The sequence below is a fragment of the Variovorax xiamenensis genome (assembly GCF_050916385.1).
GTDB lineage: Bacteria > Pseudomonadota > Gammaproteobacteria > Burkholderiales > Burkholderiaceae_C > Variovorax.
In genome coordinates, this window is sequence record NZ_CP139038.1 from 4,330,778 (window position 1) to 4,354,807 (window position 24,030).

The window sequence follows — 24,030 nt, forward strand, 5'->3', positions numbered from 1 at the left end:
TTCGCCTCCATGAACACCCCTTCCCCCGTGCCGGCCCGCAAGCATTTCTCGATGATCCGGGAGTTCCACCTGGCCGACGTCTTCACGCTCGGCAATGCGGCTTGCGGCGTGGGCGGGGTGTTCCTGGCGATGGCCTTCATGGCGAGCCAGTCGCTCGCGCAATTCCTTTGGGCCGCCGCGCTCGCACCGACCGCTTTCGTCTTCGACGTGCTCGACGGCCGCATCGCGCGCTGGCGCCAGACGCAATCCGCCCTCGGGCGCGAACTCGACTCGCTGGCCGACGTCATCTCCTTCGGCGTGGCACCCGCGGCGCTGGGCTTCGCGGCGGGGCTCAACGGTGGCTGGGACTGCGCGATCCTGGTCTATTTCGTCTGCTGCGGCGTGAGCCGGCTCGCACGCTTCAACGTGACGGCCGAGACGCTTTCGGCCGGCTCCGACAAGGTGAAGTATTTCGAAGGCACGCCGATTCCGACCAGCGTGGTGCTGGTGGGCGTGCTGGCATATGCCGCGTGGCACGGCCGCATCGGCGCCGACCTGTGGGGCGGTGCCTGGGTCGTGGGGCCGTGGCAGCTGCATCCGCTGGCGCTGCTGTTCGCGCTCTCGGGCACGCTCATGATCAGCAAGACGCTGCGCATTCCCAAGTTCTGACCTTCCATCCAGAAAGAAGACCCCAGGAGAAACGCCCGATGACCATGAAGCTGTATTTCGACCCGCACAGCCGCTCGCAAGTCGCGAAGTGGATGCTCGATGAAGCCGGTGTCGACTACGAGATCGTGCCCACCCTCATCAGGGAGAAGGCGCACAAGAAGCCCGAGTTCCTGAAGATCAACCCGGCCGGCAAGCTGCCGGCGCTGGTCGACGGCCGCGCGCGCATCTTCGAGAACGCGGCCATCTGCATGTACGTGGCGGAGAAGTTTCCCGGCAAGCGGCTCGCGCCGCCCGTCGGCTCGGTCGAGCGGGGCCGCTACCTGTCGCTGATGGTCTATTCGACCTCGCAGCTCGAGCCCGCGATGGGCGACAGCCTGCTGAAGATCCGCAGCAACAACAGCGCGCGCGGCTGGACCGATTTCGAGGCGGCCAAGGACGCGGTCGAACGCGAACTGGGCGACGGCCCCTACCTGTTCGGGGCGCAGTTCACGGCGGCCGACGTGATGATCGGCTCGATGCTCATCTGGCACCGTGCATTCGGCGGCCGCTCGAACCGGCCGAAGCTCGATGCCTACATCAACCGTCTGCAGGCCCGCCCCAAGGCCATGAAGTTCGGCTGAACACGGCGCGGCGTGCCGCGCTGGTGACAACGCGCGGCGGAGGCACGCCCTTTAATCGGCTTCCCTGTTCCTTTCCAAAAAAAGAGAGACGCCCGCATGACATCGAAGAACGCCACGCCTTCCCGGTTTCCGCTCACGGCCTTTTCCCTGGGCCTTGTCGCCCTGCTCGCCGCCTGCGCGAGCACGCCGCCACCCGGCGCGCGCAGCGTGACCATCGAGCGCACCACCTTCGGCATCGCGCACATCACCGCGCCCGACTACGAGGGCCTGGCCTATGGCAGCGCCTATGCGCACGCGCAGGACAACGTCTGCCAGACGGCCGAGCACCTGCTCACGCTGCGCGGCGAGCGCTCGCAGTTCCTGGGCGCGCAGAACACCGGCGAGCTGGGCTTGGGTCGCGCGCCCAACGCGCAGATCGACCTGTTCATCCGCTATCACATGGACGACGCGGCGCTGGCACGTGCGGGTGCCACCACCAGCCCCGACGTGCAGGCCGCGCTGCGCGGCTACGTGGCCGGCTACAACCGCTACCTGCAGGACGCGGGGCCCAACGGCCTGCCCGAAGCCTGCCGCGGCAAGCCCTGGGTGCGCCCGATGACGGCCTCCGACCTGTCGCGCGCCACCGAGATGTCGATGATCCAGGGTGGCCTGGGCGCGCTGGCCGGTGCCGTGCTGGCCGCCGTGCCGCCCGTGCCCGGCGCGAAGACCGGCGCCGCGCCGGTCGAACTGAAGCAAGCCGTCGCCGAGATCGGCCGCCACAGCTTCAATGCCAACCCCGAGGGCGGCGAGCTCGGCTCCAACGGCTGGGCCTTCGGGCGCAACGCCACGCCGGACGGCAAAGGCCTGCTGCTGGGCAATCCGCACTTCCCGTGGAACGGCACCAACCGCTTCTGGGAAATGCACCTGACCATTCCCGGCAAGGTCGACGTGATGGGCGCGACCGGCGGCCTGAGCCCGGTGGTGGCCATCGGCTTCAACAAGGACGTGGCCTGGACGCACACCGTCTCGACCGGCAAGCGCTTCACGCTGTACGAGCTGAAGCTCGACCCCGCCGACCCGACCGTGTACCTGGTCGACGGCCAGCCGCGGAAGATGGTCGCGCGCACCGTGACGCTGCCCGCCGCGGCCACGGGCGGCAGCGCGCCGCCGGTGCAGCACACCTTCTATTCGACCGACTGGGGCCCCGTGATCTCGCTGCCGCGTGCCGGCCTGGGCTGGACGGCGCAGAAGGCCTACGCCATCCGCGACGCCAACACGCTCAACGTGCGCTCCGCCGAGGCCTGGATGAAGATGGCGCAGGCCCGCAACGTCGCCGAGCTGCGCGCCGCCATGGGCAACCAGGGCATGCCGTGGATCAACACCATCGCGGCCGACCGCGACGGCAACGCGATGTATGCCGACCTGTCGGTGGTGCCCGACGTGTCGGCCGACGTGCTGAAAAGCTGCGCGCCCTCGCCCGCCGCCGCTGCGCTGCTCAACGCGGCCGGGCTGGCGGTGCTCGACGGCTCTCGCGGCGCCTGCGCGTGGAACCGCGACAGCGCGGCCGCTTCGCCGGGCATCATCCCGCCAGCGCGCATGCCGGTGCTCGTCACGCCCGACTACGTTCAGAACAGCAACGACAGCTTCTGGCTCAGCAACCCCGACGTCGCGCCGGCAGCGGGCGTGTCACCGCTCGTGGGCCCGGTGGGCGTGCCGCAGCGGCTGCGCACGCGCAGCGGCATCATGGAAATCCGCGGCCGGCTCGCGGGCGCCGACGGCCTGCCCGGCAACCGCATGGGCGCGGCCGAACTGCGCAGCGTGATCTTCCGCGACCGCAACCTCGCGGGCATGCTGGTGATGGACGACCTGCAGGCCGCCTGCCGCGCAGCCGGCAACGCGCTCGCCGCCGACCAGGCATCGGGCTGCCGCGTGCTCTCGGCCTGGGACCGCACCAGCAATGCCGACTCGAAGGGCGCGCCGCTCTTCCGCGAGTTCTGGCGCAAGACGAAGGACATCCCGAAGGTCTGGCGCGTGCCCTTCGACCCCGCGCAGCCGGTGACGACGCCGGCCGGGCTCGACATGGCCACGCCCGCCACGCGCGAGGCCGTCTTCAAGGCGCTGGGCGACGCGGTCGGCATCCTTCGCACCGCCGGCTTCGCGGCCGACGTGCCGCTTGGCGTGCCGCAGTCGCGCGTGGTGCGCGGCCAGAAGATCGCGCTGCACGGCGGCGACGAGTTCGAGGGCGTGCTCAACAAGCTGGAGTCGCAGGGCCAGTCGCTGATCGACCCGAAGGGCTACAACGTCAACTACGGCAGCAGCTACATGCAGGTCGTGACCTTCGATGCCAACGGTCCGGTCGCGCAGGGCCTGCTGACCTACGGCCAGAGCAGCGACCTCGCCTCGCCGCGCGCCTACGACCAGCTGCCGCTGTTCGCGGCCAAGCAGTGGCATCCGCTGCCCTTCCACCCCGCCGACGTGCGGGCACAGCGCGAGGGCACGCCGCTGCAGCTCGCGTACTGACAGCAGTTGACACCGATCCATCCATGTCGCAACAGACCGCCACTTCCCACAAGAGCCCGAGCGGGCTCGACGAGCTGATCCGCATCGCGGCGACGCAACCGCTTTCGCCCGACTGCGACCACTTCTACTTCCTGCGCCATGGCCAGACCGGCCGCAACGCGTTGCGCATCTTTCAGGCGGTGGACGAGCCCCTGAGCGAACTGGGCCTGCAGCAGGCGGCGCGCGCCGCCACGCTGCTGGCGGGCGAGCCGATACGCACCGTGGTGTGCAGCGACGCACGGCGCGCGAACGACACGGCCTACGCGGTCGCCACCGCGCTGAAGCTCGTGCCGGCCGCGCAGGCCACGCTGCGCGAGCGCAACTTCGGCGCGCTCATCGGCACCTCGTCCGCCAACATCGACTGGGCCTGCGAGCCCGAGGGCGGGGAAACGCTCTCGCAGTTCGTCGCGCGCACGCGCGAGGCCATCGACACCGCCCTGCGGCTGCCGGCACCGGTGCTGGTGGTGGCGCACGGCGGCACGCTCTACGCGCTGGCCGCCCTGCTGGGCGTGCCCGTCGACCTCGGCCTGCTCGGCAACGCCCAGCCCTTGCGTTTCGAGCGTCGCGGCCCCACATGGGCCGTTACGCCGCTGCTGCGGCATGCCGACGGCGATGCAGCCCTGGCCTAGCGGCCCGGGATCTTCCTGACCTCGATGCCGTCCACCCAACGAACCACCACGCACCATGGAATTCAAGGACTACTACAGCGCTCTGGGCATCGACCGCACCGCGTCCGACGACGAAGTGCGAAAGGCCTACCGCAAGCTCGCCCGCAAATACCACCCCGACGTCAGCACGGAGCCCGATGCCGAGCAGCGCATGCGCGACATCAACGAGGCCAAGGACGTGCTGGGCGACAAGGAAAAGCGCGCCGCCTATGACGCGCTGGCCGACCGCGTCGCGCGCGGCGGCAGCCCCGAGGGCGACTTCCGTCCGCCGCCGGGCTGGGACGAGGGCTTCGAGTTCCACCGCGGCGCTCGCCAGGGCCCGGCCGACCATGCCGACTTCAGCGAGTTCTTCTCCTCGCTGTTCGGCGAGGCCGAGCGGCGCGGCGCCACGCGGCAGAATTTCCGCGCGCGCGGCGAAGACCACCATGCGGCCATCGAGATCACGCTGGAAGACGCACTCAACGGTGCCGAGCGCGAGATCACGCTGCGCGCGCAGACCGTCGACGCGCAGGGCCATCCGCAGTGGACCAACCGCACGCTCAGCGTGAAGATCCCGCCGGGCGTGCACCCGGGCCAGTTCATCCGCCTCGCCGGCCAGGGCATGCCCGGGCACGGCGGCGAGCCCGCGGGCGACCTGTATCTCGAAGTGCGCATCGCGCCGCACAAGCTCTACCGCGTGGAAGAGCGCGACCTGTACATGACGCTGCCCGTCACGCCCACCGAGGCCGCGCTGGGTGCGCAGGTACAGGTGCCGACACCCACCGGCGGCGTGGTCGAGGTGACCGTGCCGCGCAACGCACGCAGCGGCCTGAAGCTGCGGCTCAAGGGCCGGGGGCTCGCAGGCAAGACACCTGGCGACCTGTACCTGCTGCTGGACATCGCGCTGCCGCCCGCCGACAGCGACGAGGCACGCAAGGCCTACGAGCAGCTGGCGCAAGCCACCGCATCCTTCCATCCACGCCAGCATCTGGGAGTCTGAGCATGGTGAATTTCACTCTCACGAGCGCCACCGCCATCAGCGCCTCGCAACCGCTGGCCGCAAGCGAACTGGCGCATGCCGTCGGCGCCGACACCGCATGGGTCGTGCAACTGGTCGAGGTCGGCATCCTGCGGATCGAAACCGCGGAGGCCCAGCCCGAGCGCTGGCAGTTCTCGAGCACCGACCTGCAATGCGCGCTCGAAGCTCGCAGGCTGGAGCGCGACTTCGGCGTGAACCTCGACGCCGCGGCGCTGATCCTCGACCTGCAGCACGAAGTGCGGCGGCTCAAGGCGGCCCTGCACGCGCACGGCCTCCGATAGGAATCCGAGGGCGGGCGCATCGCCCTCCCGCCCCCAGGGGAAAGCGGCCCGCCCGCTTGACCTTGACACCATGCGAAGCCGAAGACTGCGGGCCTTCTCAACAGGAAGGAGCTCGCATGAACACTCGCACCCATGGCACGCCCGAACCGGCGACAACAACCACACAGGCCGGCCGGCGATTCGGAATGGAAGAGGCCATCGCCCGCGCCGGCGTCTCCGAGCGGCTGCTGCGCCAGTGCGAGGCCCGCGGCCTGCTCCAGGGCACTCTTGGCCTCGGATACACGCACGAGCACGTCGGCGTGCTGCGTTTCGTCCGCCGGGCGCACGCGCTCGGCTTCGGCATGGGCGACATCGCCAGGCTGCTCGCGCTCAGGCAGGACGAGCACCGCATGAGCGCCGAGGTGAAGCACATCGCCCTCGCGCGCACCGAAGAGCTCGAATCGCACATCGAGGAACTGCTGGCGACGAAGCGCGTGCTGGAGCGCCTCGCCGGCCTGTGCCTGGGCGACCACCAGCCCGCCTGTCCCATCCTCGACGAGCTGCTGGAGCTCAGGGGCTTCTCGTCCCAGCCGCCCGCTCCCGTCGCGCCTCCTACTGCATCTGCTTCAGATTGCCGATGCGCACCAGCATCTCGGTGAACATCTGCAGGTCGGCGTCGAGGTCTGGCACTTCCTTGTATTCCTTGGCGTTGTGCCCCGTGTACTTCTTGCCCGGCATGCCGGGGCCGAAACTGATCGCGTTGGGCATCTGCTTGGCGGTGGTGGCACCGGCCGCCGACACGGGCTTGGCCTCGAGGCCGGTGGTGTCGCCGTAGATGTTGAGCAGCGTCGTCAGCCACTGGCCGGAAGGGTCGCGCGCCATCCAGTTGCCCTGGTCGTACTTGATCTCGACAGCGGCCTTGTTCGCGGCCGCCCACTCGTTGATCTTCGCCGTGACCTGCGCCTTGAGCTCCTCTGGCGTGCGCCCGCGCGGCATGCGCGTGTTGACCGACACGACCAGCCGGCCGTCGGCGCCGGTGCGGATCAGGTTGGGAGAAAAGGTCAGAGGCCCCATGAAGTCGTCGCTGTAGCCCAGGCCGATCTTCTCGCCGAGGTAGCCCGTGCCGTACAGCGCGTCGACGTACTTCACCGCCTTGAGGAACTGGTTGTCCGCCAGCGTCACACCGGACTCCAGCAGGAACATGCCCAGCCGCGGCAGCGGGTTCACGCCGTTCTGGGGCTCCGAGCCGTGGGCCGAGGTGCCCGTGACCTTGATGTCGATGCTGTCCGCGCCACGCGTGACGGCAATCGCGAACTTGCCGCCCTGCGGTTCGTACTTCTGCAGGAAGCCCGGCTTGGCGGCCTCCAGCTTCGCGAACACGGCCGCGAGGTCGCCGCCCTTGAGCGTGGCGGTGGCGGTCTGCGAGATGGCATTGACCGCTGCAGCGGCGCCCATGTCGGTGATCGCGGTGACGCTGCCGTCGGCCTTCTCTGCGGGGAAGAACACGCTCAGCGAGCCCGCGCCCTTCTCGGCCACCACTGCCGGGTAGCCGCTGTCGAGCACGATGTTGTAGGCCGGCAGCGGCACCTTGCCGCGGTAGTACTCCATGGCGTCGCCGCCGGTCTCCTCGGTGGTCTCGATCATCAGGCGCATGGTGCGCTCGATGGGCAGGCCGCTTTCCTTCACCGTCTTCATCGCGTAGAGCACGGCGGCGATGGAGCCCTTGTCGTCGATGGTGCCCCGGCCGTAGAGGCGGTCGCCCACCTGGACCATCGTGAACGGATCGAGCCGGGTGCCGTCATCGAGTACCCATTCGGACAACACTGCCGGCACGACGTCGGAGTGCGTGAGGATGCCGAACTCCTCGGTGCCGCGGCCCCTGAGGCTGACCTCGAAGATGCGGTTGTCGACGTTGCGGTACTCCAGCCCGAAGCTGCGCGCCGTCTTCTCGACCAGCTTGCCGAAGTCGATGATCGCCGGGTTCTCGTGCGGCGGAATCTGCACGTTGCGCGCCGTCGGCAACGCCACCATCGCCCCCAGGCTCGCGATCACGGCCTTCTGGTTGTGCAGGCGGTTGTACAGGCCGAGCAGGCGCGCGATGTTGGTGAGGTCGTCGCCGGCAAGCGGCGCCTTCTTCCGATAGGCAGCCGCCGCGGGCTTCAGCGCGGGGTTGGCCTTCTCGGCTTGCGCAAGAAATGCATTGAAGCTCGACGGCGGCTTGCCGCCTTGCCAGGCAGAGGCCAGGCGGTCGAGCTCGGGTTTCTTGATCGTCTCTGCGAAGGCCGGTGCGGTGAGGCCAACTGCCATCAGGCCCATGGTGAGGGCAGGCAACGAGAAGCGAAATTGGGGCATGAAAGTGACTCCCTGTTCACAAAAATGGAAGCCTTCAAAGATACCCGAGCCGCGCCTCGCGAGAGGCTCTCACGCACTACGAAGAAACGTTGCGCACGAGGGAGAAAGCGCGCCTTTAAGTTCGCGAATGCCGCACGCCCTATTGCATCTGACGCAGATTGCCGATGCGCACCAGCATCTCGGTGAACATCTGCATGTCGGCATCGAGATCGGGCACTTCCTTGTACTCCTTGGCGTTGTGCGCCGTGTACTTCTTGCCGGGCATCGCGGGCCCGAAGTTGATGGCGTTGGGCATCAGCTTCGCGGTGGTGCTGCCGGCCGTGGGCACGGGCTTTGCCTCGAGGCCGGTGGTGTCGCCGTAGATGTTCAGCAGCGTCGAAAGCCATGCGCCCTTGGGGTCGCGCGCCATCCAGTTGCCCTGGTCGTAGGCGACTTCGAGCTTCACGTTGTTCGCGCTAGCCCACGCATTGATCTTCTCGGTGACCTGCGCCTTGAGTTCTTCCGGCGTGCGACCGCGAGGCATGCGCGCATTGACCGTGACTTCGAGCCTGCCGTCGCTGCCCATGCGAACGAGGTTCGGAGAAAAGGTCAGCGGCCCCATGAAGTCGTCGGCGTAGCCCAGGCCCATCTTCTCGCCGAGGTAGCCGGTACCGTAAAGCGCGTCGATGTACTTCACGGCCTTCAGGTAGTGGTTGGGCGCGAGCGGCACGCCGGACTCCTGCAGGAAGAGCGCCAGGCGTGGCAGGGGGTTCACGCCCTCCTCGGGCCGCGAGCCGTGGGCCGAGACTCCGGTCACCTTCAGCTCGATTGCGTCGGCGCCGCGTGCGATGTCGATGGAGAACTTGCCGCCCTGCCCTTCGTACTTCTGCAGGAAGGCCGGCTTCGCGGCTTCGAGCTTCGCGAGCGCGGCGGCGAGGTCACTGCCCTTGAGCGTGGCCGTTGCCGTCTGCGAGATCGCGTTGGCCGACGCCGCTGCGCTCATCGCCGTGATCACGGTCGACGCGCCATCGGCGGCTTCGGCCGGGAACAGCACCTTGAGCGCGCCCGAGCCCTTCTCGGCCACCACCGCCGGGTACTTGCTGTCGAGCACGATGTTGTAGGCCGGCAGCTGCGTCTTCGTGCGGTAGTACTGCATCGCGTCGCCGCCGGTTTCCTCGGTGGTCTCGATCATCAGGCGGATGCTGCGGTCGATGGGAAGGCCGCTTTCCTTCACCGTCTTCATCGCATAGAGCACGGCGGCGATGGAACCCTTGTCGTCGATGGTGCCGCGGCCGTAGAGGAAGTCGCCCACGCGCGTCATCTTGAACGGGTCGAGCCGCGTGCCGTCGTCGAGCACCCATTCGGAGAGCACGGCGGGCACCACGTCGGAGTGCGTGAGGATGCCGAACTCCTCGGTGCCGGTGCCCTTCAGGCTGACTTCGAAGATGCGGTTGTCGACGTTGCGGTAGACAAGGCCGAAATCGCCCGCCATCTCCTGCACGAGCTGGCCGAACTCGATGATCGGCGGGCTCTCGTGGGGCGGAACCTGCACGTTGCGCACCGTCGGGATCGCCACCATGGTGCCGATGCTCGCGATCACTGCCTGCTGGTTCTTCAGCCGGTTGTAGAGGCCGAGCAGGCGCGCGATGTTGACGAGGTCGTCGCCGGCCAGCGGCGTCGCCTTCTTGCGGTAGGCAGTCACGGCGGGCTTGAGCGCGGGATGGGCCTTTTCGGCCTGCGCCAGGAATGCATTGAAGTCGGCGGGCGGCTTGCCGGCCTGCCATGCGGCGGCGAGCTGGTCGAGCTCGGGCTTGCGGAGCGTCTCGGCCTGCGCCTGCGCACCAAGGGCGAGCGCTACTCCGAGCGAAAGCGCCGACAATGAAAATCGAAAATGCTGCTGCATCAGGGTCACCCCCTCATTCTGAAAACATCCCCCACGATAGCCGAGCGAAGAAACGAACGATGAACGACAAGAGCACCGCCAAGATCCGCTGCGCCTGGGCCCAGACCGACCCGCTGCTGATGGCCTATCACGATGCCGAATGGGGCGTGCCCGAGCGCGACAGCCGCGCGCTGTGGGAAAAGCTGATGCTCGACGGCTTCCAGGCCGGGCTCTCGTGGCTCACCATCCTGCGCAAGCGCGATGCCTTCCGCAAGGCCTTCAAGGGCTTCGTGCCCGAGAAGATCGTCAAATTCACTGAGGCCGACGTCGAGCGGCTGATGCAGGACGCCGGCATCGTGCGCTCGCGCTCGAAGATCGAGGCCACCATCGGCAACGCACGCGCCTATCTCGAGATGCAGGCCAAGGGCGAGGACTTCTCGGAATTCATCTGGGGCATGGCCGGCGGCAAGCCCATCGTGAACCGCACCGGCAGCGTGCCGGTGAAGACGCCGCTGTCGGAGGACATCTCCGCGGCGCTGAAGAAGCGTGGCTTCAAGTTCGTCGGGCCGGTGATCGTCTACGCGTGGATGCAGGCCACGGGCATCGTGGACGACCATGCGCACGACTGCCACCGCCATGGGGCGAAACACAAGCTGAAGCCCCAATGAAAAAACCGGACGCTGCTTTCGCAGGTCCGGTTTCTCCTGATGTGTGACTTGTGCTTCGATGAAGAGCGGCTTGCGCCGCTTTCGAATTACAGGCCGGCTTGACGCGTGAAGGTCAGGCCCTTGGCTTGCGCGGGGATCACGCTGCCAGCGAAGGTTTCGGGACGCAGGTTCTGGCCCGGTGCGTGAGCAGCGGCAACTGCCTGGCTGCGGACGGTAGCGCGGTCGACCGAAGCGGCCAGGGCGGGCGTTGCGGTCGAGGCGGCGCCTTCGTTGTCGCCGTAGGAGTTGCCGGCACGGGCAGCGGCCACAGCCTGGGGCGCCACGTCGGCGCGGCTGTAGCCGGAAGTCAGGGGCTGAACGCCTTCGTAGGTTTCTGCGTGGGCGCCAGCGGCGGCGAGCAGGGACAGGGCGGCGGCAGCGAGGATGTTCGAGGTCTTCATTTCAATTCCTTCTTCATTGGGCTTTTGGGTGCCGCTAGTGTGCACCACGAAACCTAGGGCAAACCCTATGAAGAGTGAATCGCAGTGTTCATGAAATTGAAACAATGACCGGGAACTTTTTGACGACGCTAATCCAACTGCTCTTTCTGCCGCCAAAAACGTGGCTAGTTTGCATACTTTTTCTCTAGACCGTCAAGCGCAACTTGCCGGCCAGGCCTTGCCCTTCGGCAAAAGGTGCTACGTGCAATGCACGTACCGTGCCAGCCAACGCGCCCGGTTTCGGGGCATCGGCTCAGTCTTCCTTCATGCCGGTCGCCTTGACCACGCCACCGAGCCGGGTGCGTTCCTCGTCGACGAACTTCACGAAGCTCGCGCGCGTGCCGCCGATGGGCTCGATGCCCATGTCCTTCAGGCGCTTCGCGATCTCAGGCGACTTCATCGCCGCGTCCACGGCCGCGGCCATCTTGTCCATGATCGCGTCGGGCGTGCCGCGCGGCGCATGCACACCGGCCCAGTGCGCGATGCGGATCTCGGGGAAGCCCTCCTCCGCCGCGGTCGGCAGTTCCGGGTAGGCCGAGATGCGCTGGCTCCAGGTGCCCGCCAATGCCTTGAGCTTGCCGCTCTTCACGTAGGGCAGCACCACGATGCTGGCCTCGGACGTCGCCTCGACCTGGTTACCGAGCACGGCGGTGATCGACTCCGAGCCGCTCTTGTAGGGCACCACGTCGAGCTTGCTGCCGTACTTCGTCTGCAGGATGCCCTCGACGAAATGCGGCGTGCTGCCCGTGCCGGCGGTGGCCCAGTGGAAGCCGTTACCCGACTTCTTCGACGCTGCGACGAATTCCTTCAGGTCCTTGTACGGCGCATCGGCCGGCACCACCACCACCGAGGGCGCCAGCCCGATCATGGCCACGGGCACCAGCGCATCGTCCTTGTACGGCATGCTCTTCTTGATCATGCTGTTCGACACCACCCCGGCCGCGCTCACGAGAAAGGTGTAGCCGTCCGGCGCGCTCTTGGCGACCACGTCGGCGCCGAGGATCGCGCCCGCGCCGGGCTTGTTGTCGACCACCACCGGCTGCCCCAGCTGCTTGGACGCACCTTCGGCCGCTGCGCGCGCCATCAGGTCGTTGGCACCTCCGGCGGAAAAGGGAACGACGAGCCTGATCGGCTTGGTGGGCCAGGCCTGCGCGGCGGCGCCTTGCGCGACGACGGACACGGCAAGCCCGACGGCGAGCGAAGCGATGCGGTTGGAAAACATGGGGGATATCTCCTGTGTGTTGTGTGCTGGATTGAGGGTCGTCATTCGGCCTTGATGCCGGCCTCGCGTATCACCTTGCCATATCGCACGATCTCGGCGCGGATCAGCGCGCCGAATTCTTCCGGCGTGCCACCGGCCGCGCCGACGCCCGTGGGCTCGAGGCGGTCTTCCACATCCTTGGCGCGCAGCATCGCATTGAGTTCGGTGCTGAGCTTCGCGAGCACGGCCGGCGGCAGGCCCTTGGGCGCCACCAGGCCATGCCAGGCGACCACGTCGTATTCGGGCAGGCCGCTCTCGGCAACAGACGGAATGTCCGGATACGCCCGAAGCCGCTTCGCCGTGCTCACCGCCAGCGCGCGCAGCTTGCCGGCCTTCACGTGCTGCATCAGCGCCTCGGTGCCCGCGAAGAGCATGTCGACGTTGCCTGCCAGCAGGTCGCTCACCGCCGGCCCGGTGCCCTTGTAAGGCACATGCGTGGCCTTGACCTTCGCCATCTCGAGCATGTACTCGGTCACCACGTGCAGATGCCCGCCCGCGCCGCTCGACGCGAAGGTGAGCTTGCCCGGGTCCTTGCGCGCGAGCGCCAGCAGCTCCTGCAGGTTGCGCGCCTCGACACGCGGGTTCACGCACAGCACATACGCGCCGCGCGAGAGCTGTATCACCGGCGTGATGTCCGCCACCGGGTCGAAGCCGAGCTTGTAGAGCGCCGGATTCACCGTGTAGCTGCCCGCCACCAGCAGCAGCGTGTAGCCGTCGGGCGCGGCCTTCACGCCGATGTCGGTGCCCAGCGTGCCGCCGGCGCCGGGCCGGTTGTCGACGAGCACGGGCTGCCCGATGCGCTCGGCCAGCCGCGCCGCGGTCAGCCTCGCGATGAAGTCCGAACCACCGCCCGGCGCGAACGGGCAGACGATGCGGATGGCCTTGGACGGAAACGCGCCGGCCTGCGCACTCGCCAGGCGCGGAACGAGTCCGCCCAGCGCGAACGCGGGAGCCAGTGCGGCAAAGCTTCGACGGTCGATGTTCATGGAGTTGTTGTCCCGAAGTTGAGGGCGCAGCCGCGCGCCGTTCAAGCCCGTGCAGGGCATCGGGCATTGCACGCCCTCGGGCCGGTTTTGGGCCTCGGGATTTGTCCTAGCAGCGACAGCGGCCGTCGACCGCTCCGGCGATCAGGAACGCGGCCAGCCGCGTATCAGCGTGCGCAGCGCCACGCCGCCGCTGCCCTTGACCTCGGCGCGGTACGTGCCCACCAGCGCCTCGCGCTCGGCAGCGGCCTGCGGGTCGTTGCGCCATGCCAGCAAGGCGGCCACGTCGGCATCGGGCAGCGCGGCGAGCAGCGCCTGCGTCACCTGCCGCTCGAACTCGCGCGCCACGAGCATCAGGTTGCGCGGGCGGGTCGAGGTCACGCCGCGCGACCACAGCGTGTCGAGCGCCATGTCGAGCGTGCGGTCAGGCAGCGAGCTGAACTGGCCGCCGTTGCCGCGCGCCAGTTGCTTGACCACGGCGCTCATCAGCAGCTGGCTCGAGAAATCGATCTCGCGCACATCCGCGACGGCCATGCGTTCGAGCAGTTCGGCGCGCGCGGGGTCGACGGGCTTGGCGCGCTCGCGGTTGAAGAACTCCGCCTTGCCGCCTTCGCTCATCGCCGCATAGTCGGTGCGCAGCTTCACGAAACGGGTCACGGCGGCGAGCAGCTGCGGGCTGGGCGCCGCGCCGCCGTTACCGGCCGATGCAACTTCCTGCTGGATGGCAGCCACCGAGGCGGCCGTGTTGAATGCGCGCGATGCCGCCGTGTCCAGCGCCTTGAGCGCCTTGTCGGCGATCGCCTGGTCGTCGGGGTCCAGCAGCTCCCTCGCGCCGCGCGAGACGGCCCCAGCACCGTAAGAGGCCTGGTAGCGCGGCTGCACGCCCTCGAACTGCAGCAGCGCTTCAGCGCGGCTCTGCGCCCAGCCCATCAAGGGGGCCGGAAGCAAGAGAAGCAACAGGGAGAAACGAAAGGGAAAGAGACGGTTCAGGCAAAGCATGGCGCCATTATTGGCACGCCGGCATTTCCCTCTTGCCGCCCTCCCCGGCCGTGCCGGTCTCTTCCGTCCGTCAGGCCTGCGCCAGTTCCTCGCGCAGCAGCTTCGCCGCCGCCACCATGTTCGACAGCGCAGCCTCCGTCTCGGGCCAGCCGCGGGTCTTGAGGCCGCAGTCTGGGTTGATCCAGAGGTTGGCAGGCGGCACCACGCCGGCGGCCTTGCGCATGAGCCGAACGATTTCATCGATCGAAGGCACGCGCGGCGAATGGATGTCGTACACGCCCGGGCCGATCTCGTTCGGGTAGCGGAAGCCGCCCGCATCATTCTCTCCGCCAAAGCCGCGCAGCAGTTCCATGTCGGAGCGGCTGGTCTCGATGGTGATCACGTCGGCGTCCATCGCCGCGATCTCCGGCAGGATGTCGTTGAACTCCGAATAGCACATGTGGGTGTGGATCTGCGTCTCGTCGCGCACGCCCGAGGCACTGATGCGGAAGGCGCGCGTGGCCGACTTCAGGTACGCAGGCCAGCCGGCGCGGCGCAGCGGCAGCCCTTCGCGGATGGCCGGCTCGTCGATCTGGATGATGCCGATGCCCGCGCCTTCGAGATCGACAACCTCGTCGCGGATCGCCCAGGCAATCTGCTCGCAGGTGGTGGCGCGCGGCTGGTCGTCGCGCACGAAGGACCACTGCAGGATGGTGACGGGGCCGGTCAGCATGCCCTTCATCGGCAGCTTCGTGAGGCTTTGCGCGTAGGCGGTCCACTCGACCGTCATCGGCGCGGGGCGCGCCACGTCGCCGAAGATCACCGGCGGCTTCACGCAGCGCGAGCCGTACGACTGCACCCAGCCGTTGGCGGTGAAGGCGAAACCGTCGAGCTGCTCGCCGAAGTACTCGACCATGTCGTTGCGCTCGGCCTCGCCATGCACCAGCACGTCGATGCCCAGCTCTTCCTGCTTGCGCACGGCCAGCGCGATCTCGGCGCGCATCTTCTCGCGATAGCCGGCCGCGTCGAGTTCGCCGCGCTTGAAGGCGGCGCGCGCGGCGCGGATGTCGGCGGTCTGCGGGAACGAGCCGATGGTGGTGGTCGGCAGCGCGGGCAGCGCGAAGCGCGTGCGCTGCACAGACTGGCGCAGCCCGAAGGACGAGACGCGGCTGTCGTCGCCGGCCACGCTGCGCGCCAGGCGCAGGGCCACGTCCGGCCGATGCACGCGCGGGCTGGCGCGCCGGGCCGCGACGGCCGCACGGGCATCGGCCAGCTCCGCTGCGACCGACGCCTCGTCGCCGTCGATGGCCGCGCGCAGCACGCGCAATTCGTCGAGCTTCTCGATGGCGAAAGAGAGCCACGACTTCAGCTCCGCATCGAGCTTCGTCTCGGCCGCGAGGCTGAACGGCACGTGCAGCAGCGAGCACGATGGCGCGATCCACAACTCGCCCTTGTGCTTTTCGGCCACCGGCCCGAGCTTCGCAAGCGCGGCGTCGACATCGGTCCGCCAGATGTTGCGGCCATCGACCACACCGACCGACAGCACCTTGTGCGCCGGCAGCCAGTCGGCCACGCCGGTGAGTTCCTGCGGCGAGCGCACGGCATCCACATGCAGGCCGGCCACAGGCAGCTGACAAGCCAGGCGCAGGTTGTCCGACAGCGGCGAGAAATACGTGGCCAGCAGCAGCTTGGGCGCACTGCGGGCCAGCTGCCAGTAGGCGCGCTCGAAGGCGTTGCGCCAGGCGTCGGGCAGGTCGAGGCCGAGGATGGGCTCGTCGATCTGAACCCACTCCACGCCTTGCTGCTTCAGCCGCGTGAGCACCTGTTCGTACACCGGCAGCAGCGGTTCGAGCAGCGAGAAGCGGTCGAAGCCGGCCTCCTTTTCCTTGCCCAGGTACAGGAAGCTCAGCGGCCCCAGCAGCACGGCCTTGACGGCGTGGCCGGCCTGCTGCGCCTGCCCCACTTCATCGAAGAGGCGCGTCGACGCGAGCTTGAACCGCGTGGCCGCCTTGAACTCGGGCACGAGGTAGTGGTAGTTGGTGTCGAACCACTTGGTCATTTCCAGCGCGAAGGTGCCTTCGGTGCCGTGGTTGCAGCTCTCGTCGTGCACGTGGCCGACTTCGCTCTCCACGCCCCGCGCCATCTTGAAGTAGCGCGAAAGTTCGGACTCGTCGCCGTGGAAACCGAAACGCTCCGGCTCGCAGCCCAGCAGCTGGATGTGGTTGGCTACGTGGTCGTAGTAGGCGAAGTCGCCCACCGTCACGAAGTCGAGCCCCGCATCGCGCTGGGCCTGCCAGTGGCGGGCGCGCAGCTCAGCGCCTACCGCTTCGAGCGCGGCACGGTCGATCTCGCTGCGCCAGTGCTTCTCGAGGGCGAACTTGAGTTCCCGGTGGGCGCCCATGCGCGGAAAGCCGAGGGTGTGGGTACGGGTGGTCATTTGCAGGTAATCCGGTCGCTGATCTTGGAAACCAGCGATGGTCGGCGTTTGAGGAATATGATTCAAACGAAACCTTTTGCCCATTCGATTGAATATTTTTCATGCAGCAATCGATTCTCGAAATTCGCCACCTGCGCACGCTCATCGCGCTGCGCGACACCGGCAGCCTCGTGCGCGCGGCGCAACTGCTCAACCTCACGCAGTCGGCGCTGTCGCACCAGATCAAGCTGCTCGAAGACCGCTACGGCGCGCAGCTCTTCGAGCGCAAGTCGGTGCCTCCGCAGTTCAGCACCACCGGCCTGCGCCTGCTGCAGCTGGCCGACACCGCCTTGCCGTTGATAGAGGAAGCCGAGCGCGACGTGGCCCGGCTCGCGCTGGGGCGCAGCGGCCAGCTGCGCATCGTGGTCGAATGCCACACCTGCTTCGACTGGCTCATGCCGGCCATGGACGCCTTCCGCCAGCGCTGGCCCGAGATCGAGCTCGATATCGTTTCGGGCTTCCATCCCGACCCCATCGCGCTGGTGATGCAGAACCGCGCCGAGGTGGCGATCGTGTCCGAGCAGGACCCGGGCGAAACCGTGGACTACCACGCACTGTTCCGCTTCGAGATCATGGCGCTGCTGGCCAATGACCATCCGCTGGTGGCCAAGGCATACCTCACGGCGAGGCACTTCACCGACCAGACGCTCATCACCTACCCCGTGCCCGACGACATGCTCGACATCGTGCGCCAGGTGCTCGGCCCCGCGGGCGTCGAGCCCGCGCACCGCCGTACCACCGAACTCACGGTGGCGATGCTGCAGCTGGTGGCGAGCGGACGCGGCGTGGCGACGCTGCCTCTGTGGGCGGTGCAGAACTACCTCGACCGAGGCTATGTCACCGCGCGCCGCGTGGGCAGCAAGGGGCTGACCGGGCGGCTCTACATGGCATGCACGCAAGGCACGTCCGCACAGCCCTGGCTCGCGGACTTCGTGCGCATCACGCGCGAGAGCTGCTTCAAGAGCCTGCCGGGCATCGAGCTGCTATAGCGCACGCGGCAGAATCGTCCGCACACCAACCCGAGGACGAAGAGGAAGACCGCATGGCTCTGAAGAAGAAAGGCCGCTACTGGTACGGCGACGGCCTCGAAGACACGCAAGTCGAGGTGCAGCGCTACAGCAAGTCCAACGCCTATGTCGCCACGCGCTTCGCCGCGTCGGCATGCGCCTGCGGCCATCGCGCGTTCAGACTCGAGAGCGACGAGGAAGCAGGCGCGGCACGACGCACCTGCACCGCCTGCGGCAGCGTGCACCTGATGGGAGACAGTGCCGAATACGCGGACGAGGCCGAACTCGGGGGCCACGAATGCGTCTGCGGCGAGGAGTCCTTCGAGCTGCTGTCGGGTGTGTCGCTCTACGCCGAAAGCAACGATGTGCGCTGGTACTACCTCGGCTGCCGCTGCACCAGCTGCAGCCTCGTCGGCGTCTTCGCCGACTGGAAGTGCGAAGGCGGAGACGCCGACGGCTTCCTGGCCGCCGTCTGAGCGCCGCTGTCGCGCATCGCCTCGGCGATCCAGCCACGGAACGCCGCCACCTTGGGGCGGTCGTGGCTTGCCTGCGGGTACACGAGGTAGTAGGCGAAGCCGTCGAGCAGCGCGGCCTTGAAGAGCCGCACCAGCCGCCCCTCCGCCACGTCGTTCGCCACCAGCGCCGCCGGCAGCAGGCCCACGCCCTGCCCCGCCTGTATTGCGCCCAGCAGCAGGCCGGCATCGTCGAACGACGGCCCGCGCACCGGGCCGGCATCCGCCACGCCCTGCGCCGCGAACCACAGGCGCCAGCCCTTGCGCTGCGCGTCGTTCACGCGCGGCCAGCGCAGCAGATCGGCCGGCTTCGCGGGCTTGCCGAATTCGGCCACCAGCGAGGGCGCGGCAACGGGCACCATCTCGACCGTCAACACGAGCTGGCTGGCGAGCCCGGCGTACTGGCCCGTGCCATGGCGGATGGCGACGTCCACGCCATCGCGCGCGAAATCGGCCAGCGTGTTGCTCGCCTGCACCTGCAGGTCGATGTCGGGATGCGCCTCCTGGAATGACTTGAGGCGCGGCACCAGCCAGGCGGAGGCGAAGAACGGCGTGGTGCTCACGGTGAGAAGGCCGCTCTCGGCCGGCACGGCCAGCTTCTGCGTGGCGTCGCTGATCTGCCTGAATGCATTGCGCACGGGCGGCAGGTAGGCCTGGCCCGCATCGGTCAGGAAGATGCCCCGGTTGACGCGGCGAAACAGCTGCACGCCCAGGTGCAGCTCCAGCGTCTTGACGAGCTGGCTCACGGCGCCCGGCGTCACGCAGAGCTCGTCGGCCGCGTTCTTCACCGAGAGATGGCGTGCGGTGGCCTCGAAGGCGCGCAGCGCGTTGAGCGGCGGTAGCTGGTGTTCCATCGTTTAGCCAAACTGATTCGAACGGAGCAGAAATTCTGGTTTGTGCCGGAAGCTGCGAAGCAGGAACATCGGCTTCAGCATGGCCAGAGCGAGCCTTGCAGGCTTAGATATTTTGATCCAGACACCCGCATGACGAACACCCCCTCTTCCTCACAGGGCACAAGCATCTTCCGCGGCTGGCTTGTGGTCGCGGGCGCATTCGCAGTGACCTTCGTCGGCTTCGGCTGCGCCTACACCTTCAGCGCCTTTCTCGAGTCGCTGCAGAAAGACTTCGGCGCCTCGCGCGGCTCGGTCTCGCTGGTGTTCTCGCTGGCGGGCTTTCTCTACTTCGGCCTCGGCGTGCTCAGCGGGCCGCTGGCCGATCACTGGGGTTCGCGGCGGCTGGCCGTGGCCGGCATGGTGCTTGTCGGGCTGGGCCTGGCACTCGCGGGGCAGGCGCACAGCCTGACGCAGATCTATCTCGCCTACGGGCTCGGCGTCGGCCTGGGCGTCGGTGCCTCGTACGTGCCGGTGCTGGGCGCGGTGCAGCGCTGGTTCGTCCGGCGGCGCGGCTTCGCCTCGGGGCTGGCCGTGAGCGGCATCGGCGTGGGCACGCTGGTGATGCCGCCGCTGGCATCGCTCTTCATCGAGACGCTGGGCTGGCGCAACGCCTACCTGGCGCTGGGCGTACTGGCTGTGGTGGTGGGCGTGGGCATGGCGCTGCTGATAGAGAACGACCCGCGCGACCGGGGACTGGGCCCCGACGGCGATGCTCCGCAGCCACAGGCCGCGACGACCCGGCCCGAGGGCTTCACGGTGCGCGATGCCGTACGCTCGCGCCGCTTCGCCGGCCTGTACGTGGCGTGCCTCATCAGTTCGTTCGGCCTCTTCGTGCCCTTCGTGCATCTCGTGCCCTATGCGCTGGATCACGGCGTGCCCAACGCGTCGGCGGTGCTGCTGCTGGGTGCCATCGGCGTGGGCAGCACGGCCGGGCGCTTCTTCCTCGGCGGGCTGGCCGACCGCATGGGCCGTGTGCAGACCATGCTGCTGATGTCGACCGGCATGGCGCTGTCGCTGCTCGTGTGGGCCGCGTCCGGCGGCTTCTGGGGGCTCGCGGTGTTCGCGTTCTTCTACGGCGCGTTCTACGGCGGCTTCGTCGCGCTGCTGCCGGCACTGGTGATGGACTACTTCGGCGGACGCAACATCAGCGCGATCATCGGCGTGCTCTACACCAGCGTGGCCTTCGGCACGCTCGTCGGCCCGGCCGCCGCGGGCTATGCCTTCGACATCAGCCGCAGCTACCTGCTGCCGATCCTGTTCAGCGTGGGAGCCAACCTGGTGGCGGCCGCCATCATGTGGTCGATGTCGCGGATGGACGCCCGTGCAAAGCTGGCCCCGGCGGGCGAACTGCGCTGTACAGTGGGGAAATGACACAACCGCAACCCGACGTTACCGTCAGCCCGCCTCCCGCTGCGGCCGCGCAGGCCGAACTCACCGAAACCCAGGCGTTCATGCGCGCCTGGGTTCTTTTTGCAGTGCTGCTCGTGGTCGTGCTCGGCCTGCTGTGGTTCCTGCAGTCCCGCTACAGCTGAAGCCGAACGCAACGGCGCAGGAAGCCCGGCTCAGGAAGCCTTCTGCACCAGCTTCAGCACGCTCGAGAAGTCGAGCGCGCCATGGCCGGCGAGGCTGTGGGCTGCATAGAGGCTTCGCGCCAGCCCGCCCAGCGGCGTGGCCGCGCGCACGGCGGTCGCGTTTTCCTGGGCCAGTCCCAGGTCCTTGAGCATCAGGTCGGTGCCGAAGCCGCCGGCGTAGTTCTTCGAGGCGGGCGCGGTCTCCATCACGCCTGGCATCGGGTTGTACTTCTCCAGCGCCCAGTTGCCGCCCGAGCTGCGGCGCATGATCTCGGAGAGCACCTTCGGATCGAGCCCGTTGGCAACGCCCAGCGCCAGCGCCTCGGAGGTGCCGATCATCAGGATGCCCAGCAGCATGTTGTTGCAGATCTTCGCGGTCTGCCCCGCACCGGCCGCGCCGGCATGGAAGATGTTGGCGCCCATCTTCTCGAGCACTGGACGGGCGCGCTCGAGGTCTCGAGTCTCGCCGCCGACCATGAAGGTCAGCGTGCCTGCGATGGCACCGCCGGTGCCGCCCGAGACGGGCGCATCGATCATCGCGATGCCCTTGGCAGCCGCAGCCTCGGCCACCTTGCGCGAGGTGGCGGCCGCGATGGTGCTGCTGTCGATCACCAGCGAACCGGCGCGGATGCTTTCGAGCAGGCCGGGCTTGCCGGCGCTGCCCAGGAACAGCCCCTCGACGTGCGCGCTGGCCGGCAGCATGCTGATGACGACCTCGGCATCGGCCACAGCCTCGACGGCCGACGCGGCGATGGGCAGGCCATCGGCGCCGAATTTCGCGCAGGCCTCCTTCGAGAGGTCGAAGGCGGCGAGCGTATGGCCGGCCTTGAGGAGGTTCATGGCCATCGGGCCGCCCATGTTGCCCAGGCCGATGAAAGCGATCTTCATTTGTCTTGTCTCCGTTGTTCTGTGCAGGAAATGATGCGATTCAGACCAGCGACGCCAGCTCCGCAGGCATCTCGCCGCGCGGACGCAGGTGGTCTTCGATGAAGGCGGGCGTGATCTCCTCGAGCGTTGCCGGGCTCCAGCGCGGATTGCGGTCCTTGTCGACCAGCACCGCGCGGATGCCTTCGGCGAAGTCCTTGTGCGCGCAGAAGCCCAGCGAGGCCCAGTACTCGAGACGGAACACCTCGGCCAGCGACATGCGCAACACGCGCTGCCACAGCTCGAAGCTCAGCGCGGCCGAGCTGGGCGCGCCCTTGGCGAAAGTCTTGGCCGCGGTCTGCAGCCATGCGTCGTCGCTCTGCAGTTCGCCCAGGCGCTTCGCGATGTCGAGCAGGTCGTCGCCGGCCATCAGCGCATTGATGGTGTCGTAGTGCTCGCGCACCTTCGATGCAGGCATCTCGGCGCCCTCGCCCGCCTTGGCGAGGATGCGCGACAGCGTGGCACGGTCGGCCTTCTGCTCGCCCGCCCACTGCGTCGCGGCGATGGCTTCGAGCACCTCGCCCTTGCGCTCCTGCGGCACCAGCACGTCGGCGAGCCCGCAGAAGATGGTGTCGGCCGCGTTGATGTTCGCGGCGGTGAGCGCCAGGAACAGCCCCGTGCGGCCAGGCGTGCGGCGCAGGAACCAGCTGCCGCCCACGTCGGGGTACAGGCCGATGTTGATCTCGGGCATGGCGATGCGGCTTTGCAGCGTCATCACGCGATGCGAGGCGCCGGCCAGCAGGCCCACGCCGCCGCCCATCACGATGCCGTGGCCCCAGCACAGGAAGGGCTTCGGGAAGGTGTGGATCAGGTAGTCGAGCTCGTACTCCTCGCGGAAGAAGTCCTCCGCGTAGGTGTTGCGCGCGGGGCCGCAGTCGAGCAGCGTCTGGTAGAGCTGGCGCAGGTCGCCGCCGGCGCAGAAGGCCTTCTCGCCCGCGGCTTGCAGCAGCACGCCGACGATGCCAGCGTCATTGGCCCATTCGCGCAGCCTGGGCGTGAGCAGGCGCACCATGTCCACCGACAGCGCATTGAGCGAAGCCGGTGCGTTCAGCGTTGCCACGGCAAAGCGCTGGCCGCCGGCGGTCTTGATTTCGTCGAAGAGAACTACGTTGTCTGTCATTGTCTTGAGGGGTTCCGGATGCGGGGCTTCAGCGGATGTCGCTGTCCCCTTCCAGCAATTTTCGCGCAACGATCACTCGCATGATCTCGTTCGTGCCTTCGAGGATCTGGTGCACGCGCGTGTCGCGCACCAGGCGCTCCAGCGGGAACTCGCCCAGATAGCCGTAGCCGCCGTGCAGCTGCAGCGCGTCGTTGCAGACATTGAAGCCCGCATCGGTCGCGAAGCGCTTGGCCATCGCGCAATAGGTGCTGGCGTCCGCATGGCCCGCGTCGAGCTTGGAAGCTGCGAGCCGCACCATCTGCCGCGCCGCGACCAGCTCGGTCGCCATGTCGGCCAGCTTGAACTGCAGCGCCTGGAAGCTCGCGAGCGGCTTGCCGAACTGCTGGCGCTCGTGCAGGTAGCGGCGCGCCGCGTCGAGCGCGCCCTGCGCCGCGCCAACCGAGCAGGTCGCGATGTTGATGCGCCCGCCGTCCAGCCCCTTCATGGCGATGCGAAAGCCCTCGCCCTCCTTGCCCAGCAGGTTCTGCGCAGGAATGCGCACGTTGTCGAAATTGATGGTGCGCGTGGGCTGGCTATTCCAGCCCATCTTGTGTTCCTTCTTGCCGTAGCTGATGCCCGGCGCGTCGGCCGGCACCGCGAAGGCCGAGATGCCGCTCGCGCCCGCGCCGCCCGTGCGCGCCATCAGCACCAGCACGTCGGTCGAGCCCGCGCCCGAGATGAAGGCCTTGCCGCCATTGATGACGTACTCGGCGCCTTGCAGCTCGGCGCGCGTCTTGAGCGAGCCCGCATCCGACCCGGCGCCGGGCTCGGTCAGGCAGTACGAGGCGAGCTTGCGCCCGCTCGTCAGGTCCTCGCCCCACTGCTTCGCGACCTCGTCGGTCGCCCAGGTGCCGAGCATCCACGTCGCCATGTTGTGAATGGTGATGAAGGCCGTGGTCGAAGGGTCGACCGCCGCCATCTCCTCGAACACCAGCGCGGAGTCGAGCCGCGGCAGGCCGAGGCCGCCGATGCGCTCGGGCGCATAGAGGCCGCAGAAGCCCAGCTCTCCGGCCTTGGCGATCGCCTCCCTCGGAAAGATGGCTTCCGCGTCCCACTGCGCCGCGTGCGGCGCGAACTCGGCCTGTGCAAAGTCGCGCGCCGTCTCGGCGAAGGCGCGCTGCTCCTCGGAAAGTTCGAAGTCCATCCGCCGGACT

General features: G+C 68.1%; 23 protein-coding genes. 12 read left to right on the plus strand and 11 right to left on the minus strand.

All coding sequences use genetic code 11. The features are described 5' to 3' along the window. Nucleotides 1-9: 9 nt before the first annotated feature. From SFB74_RS19730 to SFB74_RS19760, 7 genes are all read left to right on the plus strand, one after another. Entirely contained in the window at nt 10-648 is a 639-nt protein-coding gene (locus SFB74_RS19730; protein ID WP_432725954.1) for a CDP-alcohol phosphatidyltransferase family protein, read from the plus strand. A gap of 38 nt (nt 649-686) precedes the next feature. Beyond that, complete coding sequence (locus SFB74_RS19735) at nt 687-1,268, plus strand: glutathione S-transferase family protein (RefSeq protein ID WP_432725955.1); 582 nt, start codon at nt 687-689, stop codon at nt 1,266-1,268. 96 nt (nt 1,269-1,364) lie between these two features. Next, nucleotides 1,365-3,767, plus strand: a complete 2,403-nt coding sequence (locus SFB74_RS19740) for an acylase (protein ID WP_432725956.1) — start codon at nt 1,365-1,367, stop codon at nt 3,765-3,767. Between the two features lie 23 nt (nt 3,768-3,790). After that, nucleotides 3,791-4,435, plus strand: a complete 645-nt coding sequence (locus SFB74_RS19745; protein ID WP_432725957.1) for a histidine phosphatase family protein — start codon at nt 3,791-3,793, stop codon at nt 4,433-4,435. 55 nt (nt 4,436-4,490) lie between these two features. After that, nucleotides 4,491-5,453, plus strand: a complete 963-nt coding sequence (locus tag SFB74_RS19750; RefSeq protein WP_432725958.1) for a DnaJ C-terminal domain-containing protein — start codon at nt 4,491-4,493, stop codon at nt 5,451-5,453. A gap of 2 nt (nt 5,454-5,455) precedes the next feature. Next, nucleotides 5,456-5,773 (plus strand): chaperone modulator CbpM, encoded by a 318-nt coding sequence (locus SFB74_RS19755; RefSeq protein ID WP_432725959.1) that lies wholly within the window; start codon nt 5,456-5,458, stop codon nt 5,771-5,773. Between the two features lie 116 nt (nt 5,774-5,889). Continuing rightward, a complete protein-coding gene (locus tag SFB74_RS19760) occupies nt 5,890-6,411 on the plus strand; it encodes a MerR family DNA-binding protein (protein ID WP_432725960.1) in 522 nt (173 codons plus the stop codon). On the opposite strand, the gene SFB74_RS19765 is transcribed toward SFB74_RS19760, so the two are convergent. Both SFB74_RS19765 and SFB74_RS19770 read right to left on the minus strand, forming a co-directional pair. Beyond that, nucleotides 6,365-8,104 carry a dipeptidase gene (locus SFB74_RS19765; protein WP_432725961.1) on the minus strand — a complete coding sequence of 580 codons (1,740 nt, stop codon included), beginning with the start codon at nt 8,102-8,104 and terminating at the stop codon, nt 6,365-6,367. The genes SFB74_RS19760 and SFB74_RS19765 overlap by 47 nt on opposite strands. Nucleotides 8,105-8,243: 139 nt before the next feature. Next, nucleotides 8,244-9,986, minus strand: coding sequence for a dipeptidase (locus tag SFB74_RS19770; protein ID WP_432725963.1), 1,743 nt, complete (start codon nt 9,984-9,986; stop codon nt 8,244-8,246). Nucleotides 9,987-10,045: 59 nt separating this feature from the next. Here SFB74_RS19770 and SFB74_RS19775 point away from each other — a divergent pair, with 59 nt between their 5' ends. Further along, the gene (locus SFB74_RS19775; protein ID WP_432725964.1) at nt 10,046-10,633 is read left to right on the plus strand and encodes a DNA-3-methyladenine glycosylase I; all 588 of its coding nucleotides are present in this window, start codon (nt 10,046-10,048) and stop codon (nt 10,631-10,633) included. Nucleotides 10,634-10,719: 86 nt separating this feature from the next. Here SFB74_RS19775 and SFB74_RS19780 read toward each other — a convergent pair whose 3' ends face one another. From SFB74_RS19780 to metE, 5 genes are all read right to left on the minus strand, one after another. After that, nucleotides 10,720-11,073 (minus strand): alpha/beta hydrolase, encoded by a 354-nt coding sequence (locus SFB74_RS19780; protein WP_432725965.1) that lies wholly within the window; start codon nt 11,071-11,073, stop codon nt 10,720-10,722. A 292-nt stretch (nt 11,074-11,365) separates the two neighbouring features. Further along, the gene (locus SFB74_RS19785) at nt 11,366-12,334 is read right to left on the minus strand and encodes a tripartite tricarboxylate transporter substrate binding protein (RefSeq protein ID WP_432725966.1); all 969 of its coding nucleotides are present in this window, start codon (nt 12,332-12,334) and stop codon (nt 11,366-11,368) included. A 41-nt stretch (nt 12,335-12,375) separates the two neighbouring features. Beyond that, on the minus strand, nt 12,376-13,359 hold the full coding sequence (locus SFB74_RS19790) for a tripartite tricarboxylate transporter substrate binding protein (RefSeq protein WP_432725967.1): 984 nt from the start codon (nt 13,357-13,359) through the stop codon (nt 12,376-12,378). A gap of 141 nt (nt 13,360-13,500) precedes the next feature. Further along, nucleotides 13,501-14,304, minus strand: a complete 804-nt coding sequence (locus SFB74_RS19795) for a hypothetical protein (protein ID WP_432725968.1) — start codon at nt 14,302-14,304, stop codon at nt 13,501-13,503. 121 nt (nt 14,305-14,425) lie between these two features. Next, complete coding sequence (gene metE, locus SFB74_RS19800) at nt 14,426-16,771, minus strand: 5-methyltetrahydropteroyltriglutamate--homocysteine S-methyltransferase (protein WP_432725969.1); 2,346 nt, start codon at nt 16,769-16,771, stop codon at nt 14,426-14,428. A gap of 101 nt (nt 16,772-16,872) precedes the next feature. Here metE and SFB74_RS19805 point away from each other — a divergent pair, with 101 nt between their 5' ends. Continuing rightward, complete coding sequence (locus tag SFB74_RS19805; protein WP_432725970.1) at nt 16,873-17,799, plus strand: LysR family transcriptional regulator; 927 nt, start codon at nt 16,873-16,875, stop codon at nt 17,797-17,799. A gap of 53 nt (nt 17,800-17,852) precedes the next feature. Continuing rightward, nucleotides 17,853-18,293: a hypothetical protein gene (locus SFB74_RS19810; protein WP_432725972.1), complete on the plus strand. Its 441-nt coding sequence runs from the start codon at nt 17,853-17,855 to the stop codon at nt 18,291-18,293. Here the strand turns inward: SFB74_RS19810 and gcvA are convergent. Next, nucleotides 18,194-19,183, minus strand: a complete 990-nt coding sequence (gene gcvA / locus SFB74_RS19815; RefSeq protein WP_432725973.1) for a transcriptional regulator GcvA — start codon at nt 19,181-19,183, stop codon at nt 18,194-18,196. The genes SFB74_RS19810 and gcvA overlap by 100 nt on opposite strands. 129 nt (nt 19,184-19,312) lie before the next feature. Between gcvA and SFB74_RS19820 the strand changes: the two genes are divergently transcribed. Together SFB74_RS19820 and SFB74_RS19825 are read left to right on the plus strand one after the other, a co-directional pair. Next, nucleotides 19,313-20,593, plus strand: a complete 1,281-nt coding sequence (locus SFB74_RS19820; protein ID WP_432725974.1) for an MFS transporter — start codon at nt 19,313-19,315, stop codon at nt 20,591-20,593. Next, nucleotides 20,590-20,754 (plus strand): hypothetical protein, encoded by a 165-nt coding sequence (locus tag SFB74_RS19825; protein ID WP_432725975.1) that lies wholly within the window; start codon nt 20,590-20,592, stop codon nt 20,752-20,754. Before SFB74_RS19820 ends, SFB74_RS19825 begins: the two co-directional genes overlap by 4 nt. 30 nt (nt 20,755-20,784) lie before the next feature. Here the strand turns inward: SFB74_RS19825 and mmsB are convergent, their stop codons facing one another. The 3 genes from mmsB to SFB74_RS19840 are packed head-to-tail and all read right to left on the minus strand — an operon-like array spanning nt 20,785 to nt 24,020. Then, on the minus strand, nt 20,785-21,681 hold the full coding sequence (gene mmsB / locus SFB74_RS19830; RefSeq protein WP_432725976.1) for a 3-hydroxyisobutyrate dehydrogenase: 897 nt from the start codon (nt 21,679-21,681) through the stop codon (nt 20,785-20,787). A 40-nt stretch (nt 21,682-21,721) separates the two neighbouring features. Further along, nucleotides 21,722-22,837, minus strand: coding sequence for an enoyl-CoA hydratase/isomerase family protein (locus SFB74_RS19835; RefSeq protein ID WP_432725977.1), 1,116 nt, complete (start codon nt 22,835-22,837; stop codon nt 21,722-21,724). Between the two features lie 28 nt (nt 22,838-22,865). Beyond that, nucleotides 22,866-24,020, minus strand: coding sequence for an acyl-CoA dehydrogenase family protein (locus SFB74_RS19840; RefSeq protein ID WP_432725978.1), 1,155 nt, complete (start codon nt 24,018-24,020; stop codon nt 22,866-22,868). Between the last annotated feature and the right edge of the window lie 10 nt (nt 24,021-24,030).